Raw genomic sequence first — 18,952 nt, 5'->3', positions numbered from 1 at the left:
GAAAGCGACCATGCCCTCTGAAGCGACGGCCTCCCGCATCCGGGAGAATTTCAAACAGCGACGCGGTTATTGGAACGATGAGTGGGAACGGCTGATGCACAGCAATCCGGCCTATGTGGCGGCGTATCTGGAGTTGTCCGCCTACACGTCGGAGCGCGGCAGTCTTTCGCCGAAACTGCGGGAGTTGATCTATGTGGCCACCAACTGTTCGCCCACGCACTTTTTCGAGCGCGGCGTGCGGCAGCATGCGCGTTTCGCCCGGCAATTGGGTGCCTCGCTCGAGGAACTGATCGCGGTGGCGATGATTGTCAGTACGGTCGGCATTCAGACCTATCTGCTGGGGGCGGCCGCGCTTGAGGAACTGGTGCCGGGCGCACTGACTTCAAGCGACCATCAGGCGCATGTCAAGGCAGTGCATAGCCGGCATCTCCAATTGCTGGGCGCAGCCCTGCCCGAGGTCGATGCTGCGATCCATGTCGATCCTGCGTTCTATGCGGTCTGGTTGGATTTTGCCGAGGCCGCGATAGGTACCAACGGGTTGCTCTCGGCCAAGGACAGTCATCTGATCGCCTTGGCCGCGTACGCCCAGTGCACGCAGCTATCGGGCCCCGGCGTGCGGCAACACATGCGGGCGGCACTGGCGAACGGCGCCACGCCGGACGAAATCATGGACGTGTGCAAGCTGATCACCAGCATGGGCGTGCATGCGGTGGTGCTACCGGTTCCGGTGTTGATCGACGAGTGGGAGAAACTGTCTTGAGTACGACAACGTCACTGCGTTATAGCGCCGATGGCCTCAGCTTCTGCGGCCAACTGGCGTGCCCGGATGTGCAAGGCAAGGTGCCCGGCATCCTGATCTTTCCAGAGGCGCCAGGCGTCGGGTCGCATGTGATCCGTCGCGCCGCTGCCCTTGCGCGGATGAACTACGTCGCCCTCGCCGCCGACGTCCACGGAGAGGGCGTGCTGTTCGACGATCCCACGACCATGCGCGCGCGTATCGATCAACTCAAAAGCCAGCCCGAACGACTGGTCCGGCGGCTGCAGGCAAGCCTTCAGGCGCTCGCACAGGTCCCACAGGTGGACCCGCAGCGCATGCTGGTGATCGGTTACTGCTTTGGCGGCTGGTGTGCGCTGGAGCTGGCGCGCACGGGGGCACTGCTCCTGGGGGTCGGGGTTTTCCATGGCGCCTTGATTCCGACGCAGGCCAATACCGCTAACCGGATCCAGGGCAAGGTACTGGTCTGCACGGGGGCATCCGACCCCTTGGTGCCTACGGAACAGATCACCGCGTTCACGCAGGAAATGGCGGCGGCGGGGGTTGATTGGCAAGTCCACCTGTATGGCGGCACCGGCCATGGGTTCACCAGCCCCGAGGCCGGTAGCAACCCGCGCCCCGGCTTCGGTTACTCGGCATCGTCCGATCATCGTGCCTGGGCGGCGCTGGGCGTATTTCTGAATGAGATCTTTGACATGGGAAAAGACTGATGGAATTTGCGAATAAGACCGTCCTGATTACCGGCGCGGCAACCGGTATTGGCCGCATGACCGCCAAGAAACTCGCCTTGCTGGGCAGTCGCGTCGTCATCGCCGATCTCAACGGCGAAAAAGCCGAGGAAGTCGCGAAGTCGATTCAACTCGAAGGGGGCGATGCGATAGGCGTGCGCTGCGACGTCACCCAGGATGCGGACATCGCGTCGTTGATCGCCACGGTCGTCGCCACCTACGGCCCGGTCGACGTGCTGATCAACAATGCGTCGATGCCGCCCATTGCAGGGCGTATCGAGGACATTCCTTTTGCTGCCTGGGAAACCGCGCTGCAAGTCAACGTGCTGGGCTACGTGCGCATGATCAGCGCCGTGTTGCCCGCCATGATGAAGCGCGGCAGCGGTTACCTGGTCAACACCGCGTCGTCGCTGGCCATCCTGCCCGATCCCCCCACGCGCTTTCAGATTCCCTACACCACCACCAAGGGTGCGCAACTGGCCATGAGTTACGGCCTGGCGCACGCGTTGAAACCCCATGGCGTGCGCGTGTCGGTTTTCTGCCCGGGCATCACGGCCACCTCGGATCGCCCTGGCGGCCAAAGCCTGACGACCTCGGGCACCGCGATCCCGAGCATGGCCGAGTTTCTTGACGGCGTTGACCCTCGGCGCGGCAAGCCTGCGACCGCGGAATTCGCGGCATCTACGTTGATCGAGGGGCTGCTGCAAGAGAAGTTCTTGATCAGTTCGCAAGTGGGTTACGAAGAGCAGATCGTGGAGTTTGCGCGGGCCGGCCTTGACCCTCTGGCGTTGATCGTCGGCGAGGGCGTCTGATCATGGCCCGCGTACGTTATCTCGACCGAGAAGACCTGGCCCCTGAATTCCAGGACATGCCGCGCATGAAATCCAATATCACCCGCGCGCTCGCCAACAGCCCGCGCGGCGCCCGGCATGTGGCTGGCACCGGCATGTACCTGCGGCACGAGAGCAGGCTCAATGCGCGTCTGCGCGAACTGGCCATTTTGCAGGTGGGCTACTCGACCGGCAGCGAATACGAGTATGCGCACCACGTCGATGTTGCGTTGTCGTTCGGTGTCAGTGAAGCAGACATCCTGGCCATCGCCGCCGACAGCGCCGGGCAGCCAAGCACACTCGAACCGCTGGCCCGTGCGGTGTTGCAGGCCGCGCGCGAGATGACCGAGCGGCTGAGCTTGAGTGATGCGACGTTCGCAATATTGAGTGAAGCACTGGACGCCGAATCGCTCATTGATCTGCTCATCGCCATCGGCGAATACAACGGCATGGTCCGCATCATGGCGGCGCTTCAGATCGACCTGGAACCGGAATTCGTGACCTACCTGGAGCGGTTTCCGCTGCCTGTGCGTCACTGACGAACCGCGTTACTCCAACTGAAAAGGTTAAAGACTATGGACTTGGGACATGTGGGAATTCATGTGCGCGATTTCGACGCCATGCTCGGTTTCTATCAGCGCGTATTTGGCTTCGTGATCAGTGATATCAAGCGCGGCCCGGAGCGGTCGATTGTTTTTCTGACCTCGGAGCCCGAGGTCCATCACCAGTTCGTCATCGCCAACGGCAGGGCGGCCGACGACCACTCGCGCGTCATCAATCAGATCTCGTTTCGCTTGTCGAGCCTGGCTGAATTGAAACGCATCGGCACCGCGCTCAAGGGCGAGCAGGTCGAAGACCTCGACATCATCACCCATGGCACGGCGTGGTCGATTTACTTCCGCGACCCCGAAGGCAATCGCGCCGAGGCGTTTGTCGATACGCCGTGGTATGTCGACCAGCCGTTTCGCGCACCGATCGATCTGGATCAACCCGAAGACGTATTGCGTCGCGAAACGCAAGCGTTGTGCCGCAGGCAGCCCGGGTTTCAGGACATCGAGCAGTGGCGGCTCAAGCTGGCTCAACGCTTTGAGGCGGCCAAGGCACAGCCCTCTGCGGCGGTGTGAATCGAAAGGGCGAACGCGTGCAGGTTCACACTGCGGACACTCGCGCGGTGTGCCTGGCCGCCCGGTACCGGGGCCATTAACGTGTAGTGATCGCAATGTGTCTTGGAGTACTACGTGAGCTTAAATGCAAAGGCGGTAATTGTAGGTGCTTATGAGCACCCGGGCCGAGACCTGCCGGATCGCTCGGCCCAGCAGATTCACGCGGAGGTGGCGTTTGGCGCGCTCGCCGACGCGGGGCTGGGACTGCAGGATATCGACGGTTTTTTCTGCACCGGCCAACTCGGCTTCGGCGCCATCTCGCTGGCGGAGTACATCGGTCTTAAACGCCTGCGTTACACCGACTCGACGTTTACCGGTGGCTCTTCCTATCTGTGTCATGTCGGCCACGCCGCGCTTGCCGTGGCGAGCGGCAAGTGCCGTATCGCCTTGGTGACACAAGGTGCAAGGGTTCGCGGCATCGTCCGCGGCGCAAAGCTGCCGCCGGACACCCCCGAGTACGCCTTCGAGGCGCCCTACGGCGAAACCAACCTGGGCATCTATGCACTGGCCGCACGGCGGCACATGCACGAATACGGAACGACCGCACGACAAATGGCGGAAGTGAAGGCGGCTGCGTCGTATCACGCACAGTTCAACCCCAACGCGATGCTGCGCAAACCCGTCACCCTTGACGAGGTACTCGCGTCGCCTTTCGTTGCCGACCCGCTGCGGCGCATGGATTGCTGCGTGGTCACCGATGGCGGCGGCGCCGTGATCGTCACGACGCCGGAAATCGCCGCCGGATTGAAGCGTCAATCGGTCGAAATCCTGGGGCATGGCGAAGCGATCAAACACACCATGGGTGGGCGTCTGGACATGACCTACACCGCCGCCGTGTGGTCGGGGCCCGCGGCGTTCGAGGAGGCTGCGGTGACACCGGCCGACATCGACTACGCCTCCATTTACGACTCCTTCACCATCACGGTGCTGATGACCCTGGAGGACCTGGGGTTTTGCCAGAAAGGGCAAGGGGGCGCGTTCGCGGCGGACGGCGCGTTGCGGGTGGGTGGACGCCTTCCGGTCAACACCGATGGCGGCGGCCTGTGCAACAACCATCCTGGCTATCAAGGCGGCATGGTCAAAATCATTGAGGCCGTTCGACAGCTTCGCGGCGAGGCCCATCCCCAAGTGCAGGTCGACAACTGCCGACTGGCCTTGGCCCATGGCACCGGCGGCGGGATCTCACGCCTGTGCAGCGCGACGTTAATTCTTGGTCGAGGTGATGCATGAGTGGTTCTGAACTCCCGGCGCCAGCCCCACTGGTTGTGCCGGAAACCAAACCTTTCTGGGATGGGACAAAGGCCGGTCGGCTGATGCTGCCGCGCTGCCTGGGGTGCAGCTTTGTGATTTGGTATCCGCGCCAGTTCTGCCCGGAATGCGGACACGATTGCGTCGAATGGTTTGAAGCGAGCGGACGCGGTTCGATCTACAGCTTCACCATCGTGCGCCGTGGCGAAGGCGCGTACCGCGAGACGCCCTCCTATGTACTGGCCTTCGTCGATCTTCACGAAGGCCCGCGCGTGATGACAAACATCATCGACTGCGACGCCACGCAACTTCAGATCGGGCAGCCCGTGAGCGCCGTGTTCTGCGATGCCGGCGATAGCGCTGCGTTGTTGCGATTCCGTCCACTCCTGACTGAGTAAGCCCCCATGACAAAAATATTTTCTTCTCCCGAGGCCGCTGTCGCCGATATTCCCGACGGCGCATCCGTCGCCATTGCCGGCTTCGGCGTGGGCCACAGCTATCCGAACAGCCTGGTGATCGCCCTCAAGGAGCAGGGCGCGCGCGACCTCTGCGTGGTGGCCAACTCCCTGGGGGCGGGTGAATACCGGCCGGAACTGCTGCTTGAAAATGGCCAGGTCAGCAAGGTGATTTTGTCCTTCTCCGCGCGGCCCGGCCTTGCGTCTCTGGTGGAGCAACGCGCCGCTGCCGGCGACGTGCAGTTGGAGATGGTGCCGCAAGGGATTCTGGTGGAGCGCTTGCGTGCAGCCGGCGCCGGCTTGCCAGCATTCTATAGCCCGGTGACCGTGGGCACGCGCCTGGCCGAGGGCAAGGAGTTGCGCGAGTTTGACGGCAAGGAGTATGTGCTCGAGCGGGCGCTGCCGGTCGACTATGCGCTGGTACGGGGATTCCGCGCGGATGCGAGTGGCAACGTCGAGTTTCGCGGCAGCAGCATGCATTTTCATCCGAGCTTCGCCAAGGGCGCACGCGTGGCCATTGTGGAGGTTGATGAGATTGTTGAGGTCGGCGCTATCCCGCCGGAAAGAGTCGGCTTGCCCGGCGTGTTTGTGGCGCGGGTGGTGCTTGCCACCAAGAAGGTCGCCGTCCCCAAAGGGGCGCTGGGGCGCCGCGCGCCAGACACTCGACGCGAGTACTTCGGCAAGCCGGCGCTCTCGCGGCTGGAGTTTGCGCAACGCGCCGCCGCGCTGTTGCCGGAGCACGGTTACGTCAACCTGGGGTCCGGCTTGCCCACGTTAGTCGCCTCCCATGTCAGTGGGCGCAGCATCACGCTGCATGCCGAGAACGGGGCGCTGGGCTATGAATTGCTTGACGACACCGGTGTCCCCGATCCTGACTTTTTCGATGCCGCCGGCGGCTTTATTGACATGCGCCCAGGCGGTGCGTTGTTCGACAGCGTGGTGTCGTTCGAAGTGGCCCGTTCGGGAAAACTGTCGGCCGTATTGCTGGGCGCCTACCAGGTGGCGCAGAACGGCGACCTCGCCAATTGGAGCGTTCCGGGTCAGGTCGGTGGTGGCATCGGTGGGGCCATGGACCTGATCGCCGGCGCCAGCAAGCTCATCATCGTGATGGAACACAGTGACAGCAAGGGCCGCTCCAAGCTCGTGCGTGAGTGCCTCTACCCGCTCACCGCTCCGCAGTGCGTCGATGTGATCGTGACGGACCTGGCCTTGCTGGTGCGTCGAGGAAACCGCTTTGTCCTTGAAGAAATCGCACCGGGCTTTTCCGTGGAAGAGATCCAGCAACTGACCGATATGGAACTGCTGATCGCCGATGACCTTCGCGTCATGCGGCCCGACGCCGAGCCGGTGTGAGCTAACCCCGCGCTTTGTCCGACGACGTCCATGTCGCCGGACGCTGCTCGCAGGCCACGTCATGCTGATGCTGCGTGGCCTGTTTCATTTTGACCTCTGGCAATCCTCCACGCGAAGGTGATGTGTGACTTCACAGGTTGTACTCGATCCGCGCACGGCACGCTTGCTGCCCTGGCTGGTGGCGGTAGCGTTTTTCATGCAAACGCTGGACGGCACTATTCTCAACACCGCATTGCCGATAATGGCCGTCGATCTGGGAGAAAGCCCGCTGCGCATGCATGGGGTGCTGATCGCCTATCTCATCACCGTGGCCATCGTGATCCCGGCCTCGGGCTGGCTGGCCGACCGCTTCGGTACCCGCAGGATTTTCTACGCCGCGATCATGTTGTTCTGCTTCGGCTCGTTGCTGTGTACCCAGGTCGAGACCCTGCAAGCGCTGATCAGCGCACGCGTCATCCAGGCCCTGGGCGGCGCGCTGATGATGCCCGTCGGACGTCTGGTGGTGTTGCGTGCCTACCCGCGCAGCGACCTGATACGGGTCATGAGTTTTGTCACCTTTCCCGGACTGATCGGCCAACTGACAGGGCCGACGCTTGGCGGTTGGCTGGTGGAATACGCCAGTTGGCGCTGGATCTTTGTCATTAACCTGCCCATCGGTCTGCTTGGGGCCTACGCGGCCCATCGATTGATGCCCAATCTTCGCCCGGTCCTGGCCACGCGCTTCGATGGGGTCGGCTTCATGCTGTTCGGCGCATTTACCCTGTCCATCATCCTGGGGATCGAAAGACTGTCCCATGATTCGCTGCAGGCTACAGGCGTGTTGCTCGCTTTGGCGGTGGGCGCGTTGCTGCTGTATGTGCTGCACGCCGCACACAGCCAGCATCCGTTGTTTGCGCTATCCCTGTTTCACGTGCGCAGTTTTTCGGTGGGGGTGAGCGGCAGTCTGATGTCCCGTTTGGGCAGTGGGGCGATGCCGTTCCTGACGCCATTGATGATGCAAGTGGGGCTTGGCCATTCACCTTCGGTCGCGGGGATGAGCATGATTCCTCTGACCTTGTCCGGGATGGCCACCAAACCGTTTATCAGCGGGGTGATCCGGCGTTTCGGTTTTCGGACGGTGCTCGGTTGCAATACGTTGGTTCAGGGCGGGCTGATTTGCAGCATGGCACTGGTCGGGTCGCAGACAGCGTTGTGGTTGATCATCGTTTTGCTGGCGATGATTGGTGTCGCCAACTACATCCAGTTCACGGCCATGGGCACCGTGACCCTGATCGAACTGAACGATCGCCAGGCCAGCGGCGGCACCAGCTTGATGTCGGTCGTCACCCAACTGTCGGCCGGCCTGGCCGTTTCGATGGCCGGTGCATTGTTGGTGGTATTCAATCCGGGTGATGGGGCGTTGGCACAACCGAGTGTCATGGGGGGCTTCTCGATGGCCTATCTCTGCCTTGGCACGCTGACCATCATCTCAACGCTGCTGTTCCTTCGGTTGCCGCGCAAGGTTTAGGGGTGTTTGGCAACGCGCGGGCTGCGGATCGGCGGCCTGCATGGCGTAGAAGAATTCGTCGCCGAACGCTTGCTCACACCCCGCCAACCGTTAGCCCTCCTGCAATTCGGTGGCGACGCACTGCGGCTGCACCGGGTTCACACTCCAGTGCTTGCCGCCTATACGCCATATGCACGGCTCCCTCTGCGTCACAAATTACGACTGTGCCGGTAATCGCTGACGGCTTCGTACACCGCTTTGCGCAACCGGTTGATCCCGCCGATGGGGCGATGCGCCTCCAGCCCGAACCATGGGTTGAATGACTGGTTATCGCACGCCAGGTTCAACGCCGGGGTGTCGAAATCCTGAGGGGGGATCTTCACCCTGGCCACGGTTTCATACGGCGCATCGCTTTCCTTCCATTCGATGCTGGTGTCTTCGATCGGCATGAACTTCTGCGGGTTTTGCCGTTGGATCTGCAGTGCGAAACACGCCGGCACGCGGTCGGTGGACAATTGCTGGTTGAGGGCGCTGCGCAGGAAGTTCGGCAGGTTCTGGTTCTGTGTGGGCAGTACGTATTCCGGGCAACTTTGCGGGTCGGGGGCGACGCGGAACTTGGCGTTGGCCGTGCCGAACTTGTAGGGCGATACCGAAAAGTAGGTGGTCTGGGTCGGGCTGGCTGGCGCGGGGGCCAGGGTCGCCAGGGCGATGAACAGGTGACGGACCTGCCAACTGCGCGGGTCGGCCTTGGGGAAGAACGCCAGGACTTTCTTGCCGTCGGCTTGAGCGCCGATGTTCTGTGCGTACTCCGCCACATCGCTGACAAAGAAGTTCGGGTGGCTGAACATCACGAAGTCCTGTTCCGTGCGCGATTGCTGGTCCGCCAGTAGCTGTTTGCCCGGTACGTCCAGCAGCTTGAGCGCCATGCCGCGGGCGTCGCGGATGCTGTCGAACTGCGGGTAGGCGTTGCCGTTGGACAGTCGCATCAGCGCCTGCCAGGTTTTGCCCGGCTCGGCGAACACACCCTGGCGCAACGCCGGGTCAAGGTCTGGCAACACACTGACTTCGGCCTTCACGCAACCATGGGCCTTGGCGTGGGCGTCACGCAGGTAGCGCGTGCCTTCGCGATGCTGGTCAACGATGCGCACGGCGGTCTGGATAATGCCTTGGGTCATCGCCGTTTCACCCGCCGGGATCTGCTCGTCCGGCGACACCGGGCCGCTGTGCTGCCAGGCATACCAGGCGGTGGCGGCCAGCCAGCCGAGTAGGCCAAGGCCGGCCACCCACAACAAGGTCTTGCCGAGAAACGCGCCGAGACGCAGCCAGAGTCGGGCGAGCAGGGAGCGTTCGTGGTGGTTCGATCGGAAAATCATGGCAATTGTTGCTCCAGGGGGCCGCCCAGCACTTTGAGGTATTCCAGCAGCGCCCAGCGTTCCTGCGGCAGCAAGCCGCGGCCGATGACGCCATTGCCACGCTGGCCGGCACGGAATTCGTGGCCGCTGTTGTGGTTGCCGGTGATTTTGGTGTCGAACAGGAAGGCATTCTTGAACGCTGCGGTCTCGAAGCCCAGGTGGCGCGGATCGTAGTCGAAGGTGCCTTTATAGAAGGTGGTGCTGCGTTCGTCCTGGGGCGAGAGCAACTGGTAGATCGTTGGCACCGAGCCGTTGTGCAGGAACGGCGGCGTGGCCCACACGCCGGCCAATGGACGGGCCTTGTAGGCACGCAGCTCGCGCACGCCGATGGGCAGGCCATAGCCATCCAGGCGCGGTCGTTCGGCCGGGGTGACACCGGCAGCGCGGTAGGCGTGGTCTTCGACGAAGGCGGTGACGTAGGCCAGGCCCTTGGCCACCGACATTTTTTTCAGGTCCAGGGGCTCGGTCGGCGTGGGGTGCAGTTCGACATTGAGTTTGGCCAGTTCCGCCGGGTCCCACTGCAGGGCGCTGAGGTCGTAGCGCTGGTCGGCAATGTTGCTGGCAGTGCCGGGGTCGGTGCCGATGTAGTCCACGGGCAGCATCTTCAGTTGTTGCACCGGTCGGCCGTTGTCCTGGGTGACGGTCGGCACGTGGCAGCCGGCGCAGTTTTCGGCAAACAGTGCGCGGCCCTGGGCGGCGAGGGGCTTGTCGATGGTGCCGAACAGCGCTTCGGGCCAGGCCGGCGGCTTGAGGCGTTGCAGGGTTTCTTCGATCAGATTGAGGTCGCGTACCCGCACGCTCGAGGGGTAGCGCGCGTCGCCCTGCAGCGGTTGGCCGGCGCTGTCGAAGAACGTCAACGTCGCGCCCACGCCCAGGGCTTCGCCGATATTGCGCGCCATGGGCTGCTGGGCCGAGCCGTTCCACTGCACCCAGTCGAAGGTCCAGATATCCCACAGCTGGGGGTAATCCACCGGCGCATTGGCGATGCGGTAGTTGTCCGGGGAAATGGCATCGCCAAAGCTGGCATTGGCAATCCGGCCAAACGCGTCGGTACGGCCCGGGCCTTCTTCGGTGGGGTAGAGGCCGCGGTGGGTGTCGTTCCAGGCGACTTTGATGAACCTGTTCAGCGATTGCTTGAAGTCCTGGCGCAGTTGGCCGTGCTCGGCCTCATAGCGGTCCCCCAGGACCTGGCGGGCAAACCGTTCGAATTTCCAGGGGTTGTAGTAGGTCGCGGCGAGGCTGGCGACCAGGGCCTGGCCGAAGCTGCCACCGCGCAGGGTCGGGACACTGGAAGGCAGCACGTGCTGGGCCGAGCCGCCGTCGATACGCAGGGCCTGGCCGTTGAAATGCAACTCGCCGGTATGGCAGGCGGCGCAGGTGATATCCAGGTATTCAACGTTGCTGCCGGCGTTTTTGTGGCGGGCGAAACCCACGGGCAGGTTGCCGGGATTTTGCGCGGTGGGCACTTGCCTGGGGTCGACCAGGAAGCCGAAGCGTGCCAGGTACTCGGGCGCGGCGAAGCGCTGATCGGAAAACGGCAGTTCAAGTGCAGTGAACCAGTCGTAATGCAGGCCCTTCACTTGGGTTCCCTGGGGGGTGAAGTAGTAGGTCTGGCGGTCGGCTGCACTCCATTGGTCCTGGTAGTGGACCTGCTGCACGGGAACGTAGTCCGGCAGCTTGGGGTTGACGATGTAATAGATCACCACGGCCAGCAATAGGGCCAAAAGGGCGAAGACCAGCAGTAAAACACGGGAAAAAATGCGCAAGATGGCTATCCTTGTCTCGGTCTTGTCGGATGATTGGATTGTTATGCCATCACGCCACGGGTGCGGCAAGTGGCCATGAGCCTGGTAGCAGGCAGTCCCACGATCCGTCGCGGGTCTGCATCATGAATGAAAATGCGTTTAAACACGTGAACTTATCCGAAGTTTCCTGCTCACATGCCGGTAGCCATTGGTCGTGGCCGCCTGATAAGCTCGCGACTTTATTCGAATGCCCTTTTGGCGCATGAACAAGGAAATAGCATGAAACAGCATCGGTTGGCGGCGGCGGTGGCCCTGGTTAGCCTGGTACTTGCGGGTTGTGATTCGCAGACCAGCGTAGAGCTGAAAACCCCGGCGCAGAAAGCTTCCTACGGTATCGGCCTGAACATGGGCAAAAGCCTTGCCCAGGAAGGCATGGATGACCTGGATTCCAAGGCAGTAGCCCAGGGCATCGAAGATGCCGTCGGCAAAAAAGAGCAGAAGCTCAAAGACGACGAACTGGTTGAAGCGTTTGCCGCACTGCAAAAGCGTGCTGAAGAACGCATGGCCAAGATGAGCGAAGAGTCGGCAGCCGCCGGCAAGAAATTCCTCGAAGACAATGCCAAGAAAGACGGCGTGGTCACTACCGCTTCCGGTCTGCAGTACAAGATCACCAAGAAAGCCGACGGCCCTCAGCCTAAGCCGACTGACGTGGTGACTGTCCACTACACCGGCAAGCTCACCAACGGCACCACCTTCGACAGCTCCGTGGATCGCGGTAGCCCGATTGACCTGCCGGTCAGCGGCGTGATTCCAGGCTGGGTCGAAGGCCTGCAACTGATGCACGTTGGCGAGAAGATCGAGTTGTACATCCCGTCCGATCTGGCCTACGGTGCCCAGAGCCCGAGCCCGGCGATTCCAGCCAACTCCGTGCTGGTATTCGACCTGGAACTGCTGGCCATCAAGGACCCAGCCAAGGCTGAAGCCCCTGACGCACCAGCCGCCAAGAAGTAATCGGCGCCTGAACACCCAACGCCCCGTCTCGACGGGGCGTTGTTGTTTCTGGGGCTGACGGTCCGTCCGGCGTACATCCAAGCGAACCCCTGGAACCTGAGGCAGTCAGATACAAGACTTGGCTGTGGGTATCCGCACATCAGGGCCAAGTCAATGAAATATTGGGTTTTTTTATGTGCGCAAAAAACGCCCGATCTGACTGGGCGCCTTGTAATCCGTGGCTTTCAGCCCTGAAAACGGGCTCTGTTCACAAGGTTATCCACAATTTGTGTGGATAACCTTTTATGTCGCCTGGAACTGGAGTGACGAATGAAACCACCCTTCAATTTCACCCGCTTTCTGCCCATGGCTGCCCGCTTGCTGGGCCGTGGGCGTCTGCCGACCTTGCTGTTCGCTGTTGCCGCCAAGGGCTCGAGCCAGGGCAATCGCCTGGGCGGGCTCAAGGATGATCTCAAGCTGCTCCAGGCCCTGTGTCTGGCCTATTGGCGGGGTGAATATCGAGCGATCAGCCCCAAGGCGCTGATCTCGGTGGTGGCGGGGCTGATGTACTTCCTGAGTCCGATCGATGCGATCCCGGACTTTATCCCTGTGTTCGGTATGCTCGACGACATCGCGGTACTGGCATGGGTCATGAAGAGCCTGAACGGCGAATTGAGCGCTTTTCGCGCCTGGCGCGAGGCGCAGCGCCCGGAAAAGCTTGCCGTGGTGGAGCGGCTGCCTGCGACCCCAGCCTTGCTGGCCAAGGAAAACCCGCAAAAAAACTGAAGACACGCCTATCCCCTGCGACCTTTGTGGCTGTTAGGATTACACTCCTAAGGAAAAGGATTACTTAGTAAGTGTTGTTATCCTACGGGGCAGTCATGGATATTCAGATAATTTCACGCAATGGCGAACCCGAATATGCGGTGTTGCCATGGGATCAGTACCAGGCGCTGCTAAAAGCTGCCGGTCAGCCACAACCGACTCCATCTTCTGTCACGACTGCCCAAGCCGCCCCCGATCAGGACCTGCGCCCGTTCGCAGACCTGCGCGGCTTGCGCGAAGCCAAGGGCCTGGCGATCGAGACCCTGGCCCGTACCGTGGGGATCAGCCCCTCGTATCTTGGATTGATCGAAAGTGGTGAGCGCCAGCCGGATGCCGCGATCCGCCGCAGCCTGGCCTGGGAATTGGGCGTTGCAGGTTGGAGGGATGAATCTTGAGCCTACGTATCAGCCGTCAACATTGGGATGGGTTACTTAACGAACTGGACCAGGCGCGCCGCCAGCGCCATCTGCTGACCTACCGTGCGCTGCTGGAACGCCTGCAATTTCCCACGCCGGCCATGCAAACCCTGGCTGCCGCACTGGAGCACTTGGCGGCGCTGGACGCCAAGGCCGAGCAGCCGTTGCGCAGCTCCCTGGTAATCAGCCAGGGGGCCAGCCGTCTGCCGCGTACCGGTTTCTTTGAGTGTGTGGAGCGTCTGGGGCGTTTCAGCGGGCCCTCCGATGGTGTGGCTGCCGCTTCCTGGCACGCCTCGGAAGTGGTGCGCGTATTCGAATATGAGTACCCGGAATCCGCCGAGGCCTAAAGCTGGGCCAGCGCGTCCATGCTGTCGATCACATGGATGCTGTAACCAGCCATATGCTTGGCGTGGTGCTTGGCCTGCGACGCCAGCTCCGCCAACTGGCTGGCATCAAGTTGTCCACAGGCCTGTGGATATAAGTGCACGACACCGATGGACAGTGACAGCAACGCAAACTCCTGGCGCACACCCTGGCGGTTCAACGCCACGAAGCAGCCTGCGTCGAGATGTTCGGCGCGGTAGAAGCGGCGGCACTGAGTGTGGAAATCATCCAGTAACTGGTTGAGCCGCTTGCGCCAGTCCAGTGGCCCCAACACCAGCAAAAAGTCATCGCCACCAATGTGCCCGACAAAGTCGCGGCTCGGGTCGACCCGGTCGTTCAGGCATTGGGCCAGGCACAGCAACACCTCATCCCCACGCCCATAGCCGTAGATATCGTTGAACGGCTTGAAGCTGTCGATATCCACGTAGCAAATCACCGATTCGCGTTGTTGCTGCAATAACCGCGTGAGGCATTGCTGGATCGGCACGTTGCCCGGCAGCAGGGTCAGCGGGTTGGCGTAGCGCGCCTGCTGGATTTTCAGCTCGGTGATCAGCTTGAGCACGTCGATCACGCGACCCAGGCCCAGGTAGTCGCCGTTGAGTGTGATGATGAAATCTTCTTCGATGCGCTGGCGGGCGCGACTGGTCAGCAGGCGGCTGACTTGCTGCAACGACTGGCTGAGCTCCACCGCGAGGAAATCCGTGCTCATCAGCCGGCTGATGGGCTTGCGCGCGAACAGGTCGGTGGCGAAGGGCTTGAGCAGGGCGTCGGACAACGAATGCCGATGCACGATGCCGACCGGGTGACCACGGCCATCCAGCACCGCCAGGGAATTGAGGTTGGCCTGGCGGCGGAAAGACTCCAGCACCTGGGCGGTGGCGGTGTCTTGATCCACGGCGGGGCGTTCGTTGAGCAGTGCGCTGAGGTCGCTGCCTTCCTCACTGAGGGCGATGTTGGCATTGTCCGGTTTAGGCAGCATCAGGCGTGCTTCCTGGGGCGGTTTTTCCTGTGGGCGGCAGAGCAGGTAGCCCTGGACCAGGTCGACGCCCATCTCCGTCAGCACCGCCAACTCTTCCGGCAGTTCGATGCCCTCGGCAATCACCTGGGCGCGGGAGGCCCTGGCGATCTGCAGGATCGAGCCGACGAACTCACGCTTGAGCGCGTCCTGATGAATACCGTCGATGAAGTGCCGGTCGATCTTCACGTAGTCCGGGCGCAGCTCTGACCACAGACGCAGGCTGGAATAGCCGGCCCCCAAATCATCGAGTGCAATGGCGAAGCCCATGTCGCGGTAATGATGCAGGGCGGTTTGCAGCAGATCGAAATCGTTGGTGGGCGTCTGCTCGGTGAGTTCGATCACCACCTGGCTGGGCGGAATGCCGAAGTCGCGCAGTAATTGCAGGGTGCGCCCCGGTTGGTGCGCGGTCTCCATCAGGGATTGCGGCGAGATATTGAGAAACAGCTTGCCCGGCAGCTTCTGGTCACTGAAACGTCGGCACGCGCTTTCGCGGCAGGCCATTTCCAGCTCGTTGAGGCGCCCGGCATGGCCGGCCACGGCGAACAGAGCGACGGGGGAGTGCAGCGGGCTGTTGGACGGACCGCGGCTGAGGGCTTCGTAGCCGAGGATGCGTCGTTCCGAGAGGCAGATGATCGGTTGGAACAGGCTGTGCAAATTGCCTTGAGCCAGGATAGAGCCCAATGCATTCAGCTGTTCGGTCATGGTCATGGTGATCTCGATCGAAAAAAAAGGACCGCTGGCGTTAAGCCTGCGGTCCTTCATTTCACGACAGAATGATGTCTATATGATGACACTCCAAGGAGCGATCACATTAAGTCGCCATCATTTACTGCTTGGCCACCTGTTTGGTGACTTTCAGGTAGTCCAGCAGAATCCGGCCCGTCTCGGCCAGGTAGGCGTCGTCCTCCGGCTTGGTTTTATCCGCCTCGGTTGGCAGCGCATCCTCATCCTCTTTCTTCAGCTCCTTGAGCGGATCTTCACCCTTGGCCTTGCGGCGGATGTTTTCCAGGGCAAGTTGCTTGTTTTCGATGTCTGTGTGTTGGGCGCGGCGGTCGACTTCATTGAGGCTGACGGTTTTTTCTTCCATCAGCTTCTTGGCCAGGGCCAGTTTGTCGCGGATGAATACGAACTCGGCATCCTTGGCGGAGCGGGTATCGTGGTCAGCCTTCAACTGCGTCAGGAATGGCTTGAACGGATCGGATGCAGGCTTGATCGCTGGACGGATGGTATCCCACGGCATGGCTTCCGGTAGGGCGCTTTCGCCGATTTCCTTGGTGTCGATGACCGACGGGAAATCGATATCCGGCAGCACGCCCTGGTGCTGGGTGCTCTGCCCGGAAACCCGGTAGAACTTGGCCAGGGTCAGTTTCAGTTCGCCATGGTTCAGCGGCTGAATGGTCTGCACGGTGCCTTTGCCGAAGGTCTGGCCGCCAATGATCAGTGCACGGTGATAGTCCTGCATGGCACCGGCGAAAATCTCCGAAGCCGAAGCCGACAGACGGTTGACCAGCAGCGCCATCGGCCCTTTGTAGAAAGCGCCCGGGTTCTCGTCTTCCAGCACGTCCACGCGGCCATCAGCGTTGCGTACCAGTACGGTCGGGCCCTTGTCGATAAACAGGCTGGTCAGCTCGGTGGCTTCCTGCAGGGAACCGCCGCCGTTGTTGCGCAGGTCAATGACCACGCCGTCGACTTTTTCCTTCTGCAGTTCTGTCAGGATCTTCTTGACGTCGCGGGTGGTGCTCTTGTAGTCCGGATCGCCCGCACGGAACGCCTTGAAGTCCAGGTAGAAGGCCGGAATTTCAATCACGCCCAGCTTGTAGTCCTTGCCATCCTGCTTGAGGTTGAGGACTTTCTTCTGTACGGCTTGGTCTTCGAGTTTCACCGCTTCACGGGTGATGGACACGATCTTGCTGGTCTGGTCGTTCGGCGCATTGGTGTGCGGAATCACTTCCAGGCGCACCACGCTGCCTTTCGGCCCACGGATCAGCTTGACCACTTCGTCCAGGCGCCAGCCGACCACGTCGACCATTTCTTTGTCGGCCTGGGCGACACCGATGATTTTGTCGGCCGGAGCGACCTGCTTGGTCTTGTCCGCCGGACCTGCTGGCACCAGGCGCACGATCTTGACCTGGTCATTGTCGCTTTGCAGGACGGCACCGATGCCTTCCAGCGACAGACTCATATTGATATCGAAATTTTCCGCGTTATCTGGCGACAGATAATTGGTGTGCGGGTCGTAGGACATCGCGAAGGTGTTGATGTAGGCCTGGAAGATATCTTCGGCACGGGTCTGATCCAGACGCGCCAACTGATTCTTGTAGCGCTTGGTCAACAGCTCCTGGATGGCCTTGGGGTCTTTGCCGGCGATCTTCAGGCGCAGCACTTCGTCCTTGACGCGTTTGCGCCACAGGTCGTCGAGGGCGGCGGTGCTGGTCAGCCAAGGGGCGTCCTTGCGGTCCACCAGAAGGGTTTCCTTCTGGGTGAAGTCGAGCTTGTCGACGCCTTTGTCCAGCTCGGCCAAGGCGAAGTCCAGACGCGCTTTGACGCGGTCCAGGTAACGCTTGTAGATGGTGAAGCCGGGTTGCAGGTCGCCGCTCTTGAGGAAGTCGTCGAACTGGGTCTTCCACTTGTCGAACTCAGCGATATCGCTGGCCAGGAAGTAGCTGCGCGACGGGTCCAGCAGCTTGAGGTAGCTGTCGTAGATGATCACCGAGCGTGCGTCGTCCAGCGGCGGCTTGCTGTAGTGATGGCGCTTGAGCAACTCCACGACGTTCAGGCTGGCAATCACCTCGTCGCGATCAGGCTGAAGGTTGTCCCAGCTATTGGCTGCGAACGTATTGGTCGACATCGACGCGAAGCCGAGACCAATGAAAAGAGCAAGGGCGGTGCTAGGGAACAAATGCTTCATGCTGATTCGACGCGGGGGCAATTGATAACGCATATTAGGCCGTCTTTGAAGTCGCCGGTTCCATTTGGGCCGGTCGCATAATGCAAAAAGCCCGGTAGCTGCTGCTACGGGCTCAGTCCAGACTCACTATGGAGGCACTGTGAAAGCATTGCAAGGCGTTGACGGTCATGTGGAGTGGGTTGAGGAGCCAAGTCCTACGTGTGATGTAGGTCAAGTTCGTATCCGCGTGGCGGCTGCGGGCCTCAATCGCGCCGATTTATTACAGCGTGCGGGGCTGTATCCACCGCCGGCAGGCGCCAGCCAAATCCTTGGCCTGGAGTGTTCCGGGGTGATCAGCGAGGTGGGCGCCGGCTCGTCCTGGCAGGTGGGAGATCGCGTCTGTGCGTTGCTGGCCGGCGGTGGCATGGCCGAAGAGGTGGTGGTGGACGCACGGCACGTGCTGCCGGTACCGGAAGGTATGTCACTGACTGAAGCGGCGGCGCTGCCTGAGGTCTACAGCACGGCGTGGCTCAATCTGTTCCAGTTGGCCGGCCTCAAGCCCGGTGAAAAAGTCCTGCTGCATGCCGGCGCCAGTGGCGTGGGCTCGGCGGCGATCCAGTTGTGCAAGGCGTTTGGCAGCCCGTGCTGGGTCAGTGTCGGCTCGGCCGAGCGCCTGGCGTATTGCGAGGCCTTGGGGGCCCAGGGCGGCGTGGTACGTACCGACGGTATCGACGGGCTACGGGATTTTGGGCCGTTCGACGTGATCCTCGATCCGGTCGGCGGCAGCTATGCGGCGCTGGACCTCAAGTTGCTGGCGCTGGACGGTCGTTGGGTATTGATCGGCCTGATGGGCGGTCGCGAGGCGCAGCTCGACCTGGCGCAGGTACTCGGCAAGCGTGTGCAACTGCTGGGCTCGACCCTGCGCAGCCGCGATGATCAGTTCAAGGCCGACCTGTTCAGTGACTTGGGCCTGCATGTGTGGCCACTGTTTGCCGAAGGGCGCTTGAGCCCGCAACTGGCCGAGACGTTTCCGATCAAGGATGCCGATGCGGCGTTTGAAGTATTGGCGAGCAACCAGATTTCCGGGAAGTTGGTGCTGGTGATCGACGAAACTCTGACCTGATCCCGGATTGGAATGCGGTCGATGTGGGGGCTTGCTCCCGATGGCGGTGGATCAGTGAAGAATATTTCATCTGAAACATCGCCATCGGGAGCAAGCCCCCCACACACACATTTG

General features: G+C 61.6%; 18 protein-coding genes. 14 read left to right on the top strand and 4 right to left on the bottom strand.

Going from position 1 to position 18,952, the window contains the following annotated elements; translation table 11 throughout:
• Window positions 1-10: 10 nt before the first annotated feature.
• The 9 genes from ACLH0J_RS24230 (at window position 11) to mdtD (ending at window position 8,059) form a co-directional block, all read left to right on the top strand.
• The gene (locus tag ACLH0J_RS24230) at window positions 11-760 is read left to right on the top strand and encodes a carboxymuconolactone decarboxylase family protein (protein ID WP_411389378.1); all 750 of its coding nucleotides are present in this window, start codon (window positions 11-13) and stop codon (window positions 758-760) included.
• Entirely contained in the window at window positions 757-1,485 is a 729-nt protein-coding gene (locus ACLH0J_RS24225; RefSeq protein ID WP_411389377.1) for a dienelactone hydrolase family protein, read from the top strand. The genes ACLH0J_RS24230 and ACLH0J_RS24225 overlap by 4 nt, the downstream gene beginning before the upstream one ends.
• Complete coding sequence (locus ACLH0J_RS24220; RefSeq protein ID WP_411389376.1) at window positions 1,485-2,315, top strand: SDR family NAD(P)-dependent oxidoreductase; 831 nt, start codon at window positions 1,485-1,487, stop codon at window positions 2,313-2,315. Before ACLH0J_RS24225 ends, ACLH0J_RS24220 begins: the two co-directional genes overlap by 1 nt.
• A gap of 2 nt (window positions 2,316-2,317) precedes the next feature.
• Entirely contained in the window at window positions 2,318-2,872 is a 555-nt protein-coding gene (locus tag ACLH0J_RS24215) for a carboxymuconolactone decarboxylase family protein (RefSeq protein WP_411389375.1), read from the top strand.
• Window positions 2,873-2,908: 36 nt separating this feature from the next.
• Window positions 2,909-3,457, top strand: a complete 549-nt coding sequence (locus tag ACLH0J_RS24210) for a VOC family protein (protein ID WP_321356265.1) — start codon at window positions 2,909-2,911, stop codon at window positions 3,455-3,457.
• Window positions 3,458-3,571: 114 nt separating this feature from the next.
• On the top strand, window positions 3,572-4,726 hold the full coding sequence (locus ACLH0J_RS24205; protein ID WP_411389374.1) for a thiolase domain-containing protein: 1,155 nt from the start codon (window positions 3,572-3,574) through the stop codon (window positions 4,724-4,726).
• A complete protein-coding gene (locus tag ACLH0J_RS24200; RefSeq protein ID WP_321356261.1) occupies window positions 4,723-5,142 on the top strand; it encodes a Zn-ribbon domain-containing OB-fold protein in 420 nt (139 codons plus the stop codon). Before ACLH0J_RS24205 ends, ACLH0J_RS24200 begins: the two co-directional genes overlap by 4 nt.
• Window positions 5,143-5,148: 6 nt before the next feature.
• Window positions 5,149-6,552: a 3-oxoacid CoA-transferase gene (locus ACLH0J_RS24195; protein ID WP_411389373.1), complete on the top strand. Its 1,404-nt coding sequence runs from the start codon at window positions 5,149-5,151 to the stop codon at window positions 6,550-6,552.
• A 124-nt stretch (window positions 6,553-6,676) separates the two neighbouring features.
• Window positions 6,677-8,059, top strand: coding sequence for a multidrug transporter subunit MdtD (gene mdtD / locus ACLH0J_RS24190; RefSeq protein WP_411389372.1), 1,383 nt, complete (start codon window positions 6,677-6,679; stop codon window positions 8,057-8,059).
• 188 nt (window positions 8,060-8,247) lie between these two features.
• On the opposite strand, the gene ACLH0J_RS24185 is transcribed toward mdtD, so the two are convergent.
• Together ACLH0J_RS24185 and ACLH0J_RS24180 are read right to left on the bottom strand one after the other, a co-directional pair.
• Window positions 8,248-9,378 (bottom strand): catalase family protein, encoded by a 1,131-nt coding sequence (locus ACLH0J_RS24185; RefSeq protein ID WP_411392885.1) that lies wholly within the window; start codon window positions 9,376-9,378, stop codon window positions 8,248-8,250.
• A 29-nt stretch (window positions 9,379-9,407) separates the two neighbouring features.
• A complete protein-coding gene (locus ACLH0J_RS24180; RefSeq protein ID WP_411389371.1) occupies window positions 9,408-11,216 on the bottom strand; it encodes a di-heme-cytochrome C peroxidase in 1,809 nt (602 codons plus the stop codon).
• Between the two features lie 258 nt (window positions 11,217-11,474).
• Here ACLH0J_RS24180 and ACLH0J_RS24175 point away from each other — a divergent pair, with 258 nt between their 5' ends.
• The 4 genes from ACLH0J_RS24175 (at window position 11,475) to ACLH0J_RS24160 (ending at window position 13,773) form a co-directional block, all read left to right on the top strand.
• On the top strand, window positions 11,475-12,206 hold the full coding sequence (locus tag ACLH0J_RS24175; RefSeq protein WP_411389370.1) for an FKBP-type peptidyl-prolyl cis-trans isomerase: 732 nt from the start codon (window positions 11,475-11,477) through the stop codon (window positions 12,204-12,206).
• Between the two features lie 309 nt (window positions 12,207-12,515).
• Window positions 12,516-12,971 (top strand): YkvA family protein, encoded by a 456-nt coding sequence (locus ACLH0J_RS24170; protein ID WP_411389369.1) that lies wholly within the window; start codon window positions 12,516-12,518, stop codon window positions 12,969-12,971.
• A 95-nt stretch (window positions 12,972-13,066) separates the two neighbouring features.
• A complete protein-coding gene (locus ACLH0J_RS24165; RefSeq protein WP_411389368.1) occupies window positions 13,067-13,405 on the top strand; it encodes a helix-turn-helix domain-containing protein in 339 nt (112 codons plus the stop codon).
• Window positions 13,402-13,773: a hypothetical protein gene (locus ACLH0J_RS24160; RefSeq protein WP_005786715.1), complete on the top strand. Its 372-nt coding sequence runs from the start codon at window positions 13,402-13,404 to the stop codon at window positions 13,771-13,773. The genes ACLH0J_RS24165 and ACLH0J_RS24160 overlap by 4 nt, the downstream gene beginning before the upstream one ends.
• Here the strand turns inward: ACLH0J_RS24160 and ACLH0J_RS24155 are convergent.
• Window positions 13,770-15,536: a bifunctional diguanylate cyclase/phosphodiesterase gene (locus tag ACLH0J_RS24155; RefSeq protein WP_411389367.1), complete on the bottom strand. Its 1,767-nt coding sequence runs from the start codon at window positions 15,534-15,536 to the stop codon at window positions 13,770-13,772. The genes ACLH0J_RS24160 and ACLH0J_RS24155 overlap by 4 nt on opposite strands.
• A gap of 118 nt (window positions 15,537-15,654) precedes the next feature.
• Window positions 15,655-17,736 (bottom strand): carboxy terminal-processing peptidase, encoded by a 2,082-nt coding sequence (locus ACLH0J_RS24150; RefSeq protein ID WP_411389366.1) that lies wholly within the window; start codon window positions 17,734-17,736, stop codon window positions 15,655-15,657.
• A 139-nt stretch (window positions 17,737-17,875) separates the two neighbouring features.
• Between ACLH0J_RS24150 and ACLH0J_RS24145 the strand changes: the two genes are divergently transcribed.
• Window positions 17,876-18,838, top strand: a complete 963-nt coding sequence (locus tag ACLH0J_RS24145; protein WP_411389365.1) for a zinc-binding dehydrogenase — start codon at window positions 17,876-17,878, stop codon at window positions 18,836-18,838.
• Window positions 18,839-18,952 lie beyond the last annotated feature (114 nt).

Origin of the sequence: Pseudomonas sp. MPB23, assembly GCF_046605395.1 — a bacterium.
Lineage (GTDB): Bacteria > Pseudomonadota > Gammaproteobacteria > Pseudomonadales > Pseudomonadaceae > Aquipseudomonas.
The sequence above is the reverse complement of the archived record's forward strand: the minus strand, read 5'-3'. Positions and strand labels throughout refer to the sequence as shown.

Coding starts and splice junctions, on each gene's coding strand:
- ACLH0J_RS24230 (WP_411389378.1), top strand. CDS start 11: ATGCCCTCTGAAGCGACGGCCTCCCGCATCCGGGAGAATTTCAAACAG.
- ACLH0J_RS24220 (WP_411389376.1), top strand. CDS start 1,485: ATGGAATTTGCGAATAAGACCGTCCTGATTACCGGCGCGGCAACCGGT.
- ACLH0J_RS24215 (WP_411389375.1), top strand. CDS start 2,318: ATGGCCCGCGTACGTTATCTCGACCGAGAAGACCTGGCCCCTGAATTC.
- ACLH0J_RS24210 (WP_321356265.1), top strand. CDS start 2,909: ATGGACTTGGGACATGTGGGAATTCATGTGCGCGATTTCGACGCCATG.
- ACLH0J_RS24200 (WP_321356261.1), top strand. CDS start 4,723: ATGAGTGGTTCTGAACTCCCGGCGCCAGCCCCACTGGTTGTGCCGGAA.
- ACLH0J_RS24195 (WP_411389373.1), top strand. CDS start 5,149: ATGACAAAAATATTTTCTTCTCCCGAGGCCGCTGTCGCCGATATTCCC.
- ACLH0J_RS24175 (WP_411389370.1), top strand. CDS start 11,475: ATGAAACAGCATCGGTTGGCGGCGGCGGTGGCCCTGGTTAGCCTGGTA.
- ACLH0J_RS24170 (WP_411389369.1), top strand. CDS start 12,516: ATGAAACCACCCTTCAATTTCACCCGCTTTCTGCCCATGGCTGCCCGC.
- ACLH0J_RS24165 (WP_411389368.1), top strand. CDS start 13,067: ATGGATATTCAGATAATTTCACGCAATGGCGAACCCGAATATGCGGTG.
- ACLH0J_RS24155 (WP_411389367.1), bottom strand. CDS start 15,536: ATGACCATGACCGAACAGCTGAATGCATTGGGCTCTATCCTGGCTCAA.
- ACLH0J_RS24150 (WP_411389366.1), bottom strand. CDS start 17,736: ATGAAGCATTTGTTCCCTAGCACCGCCCTTGCTCTTTTCATTGGTCTC.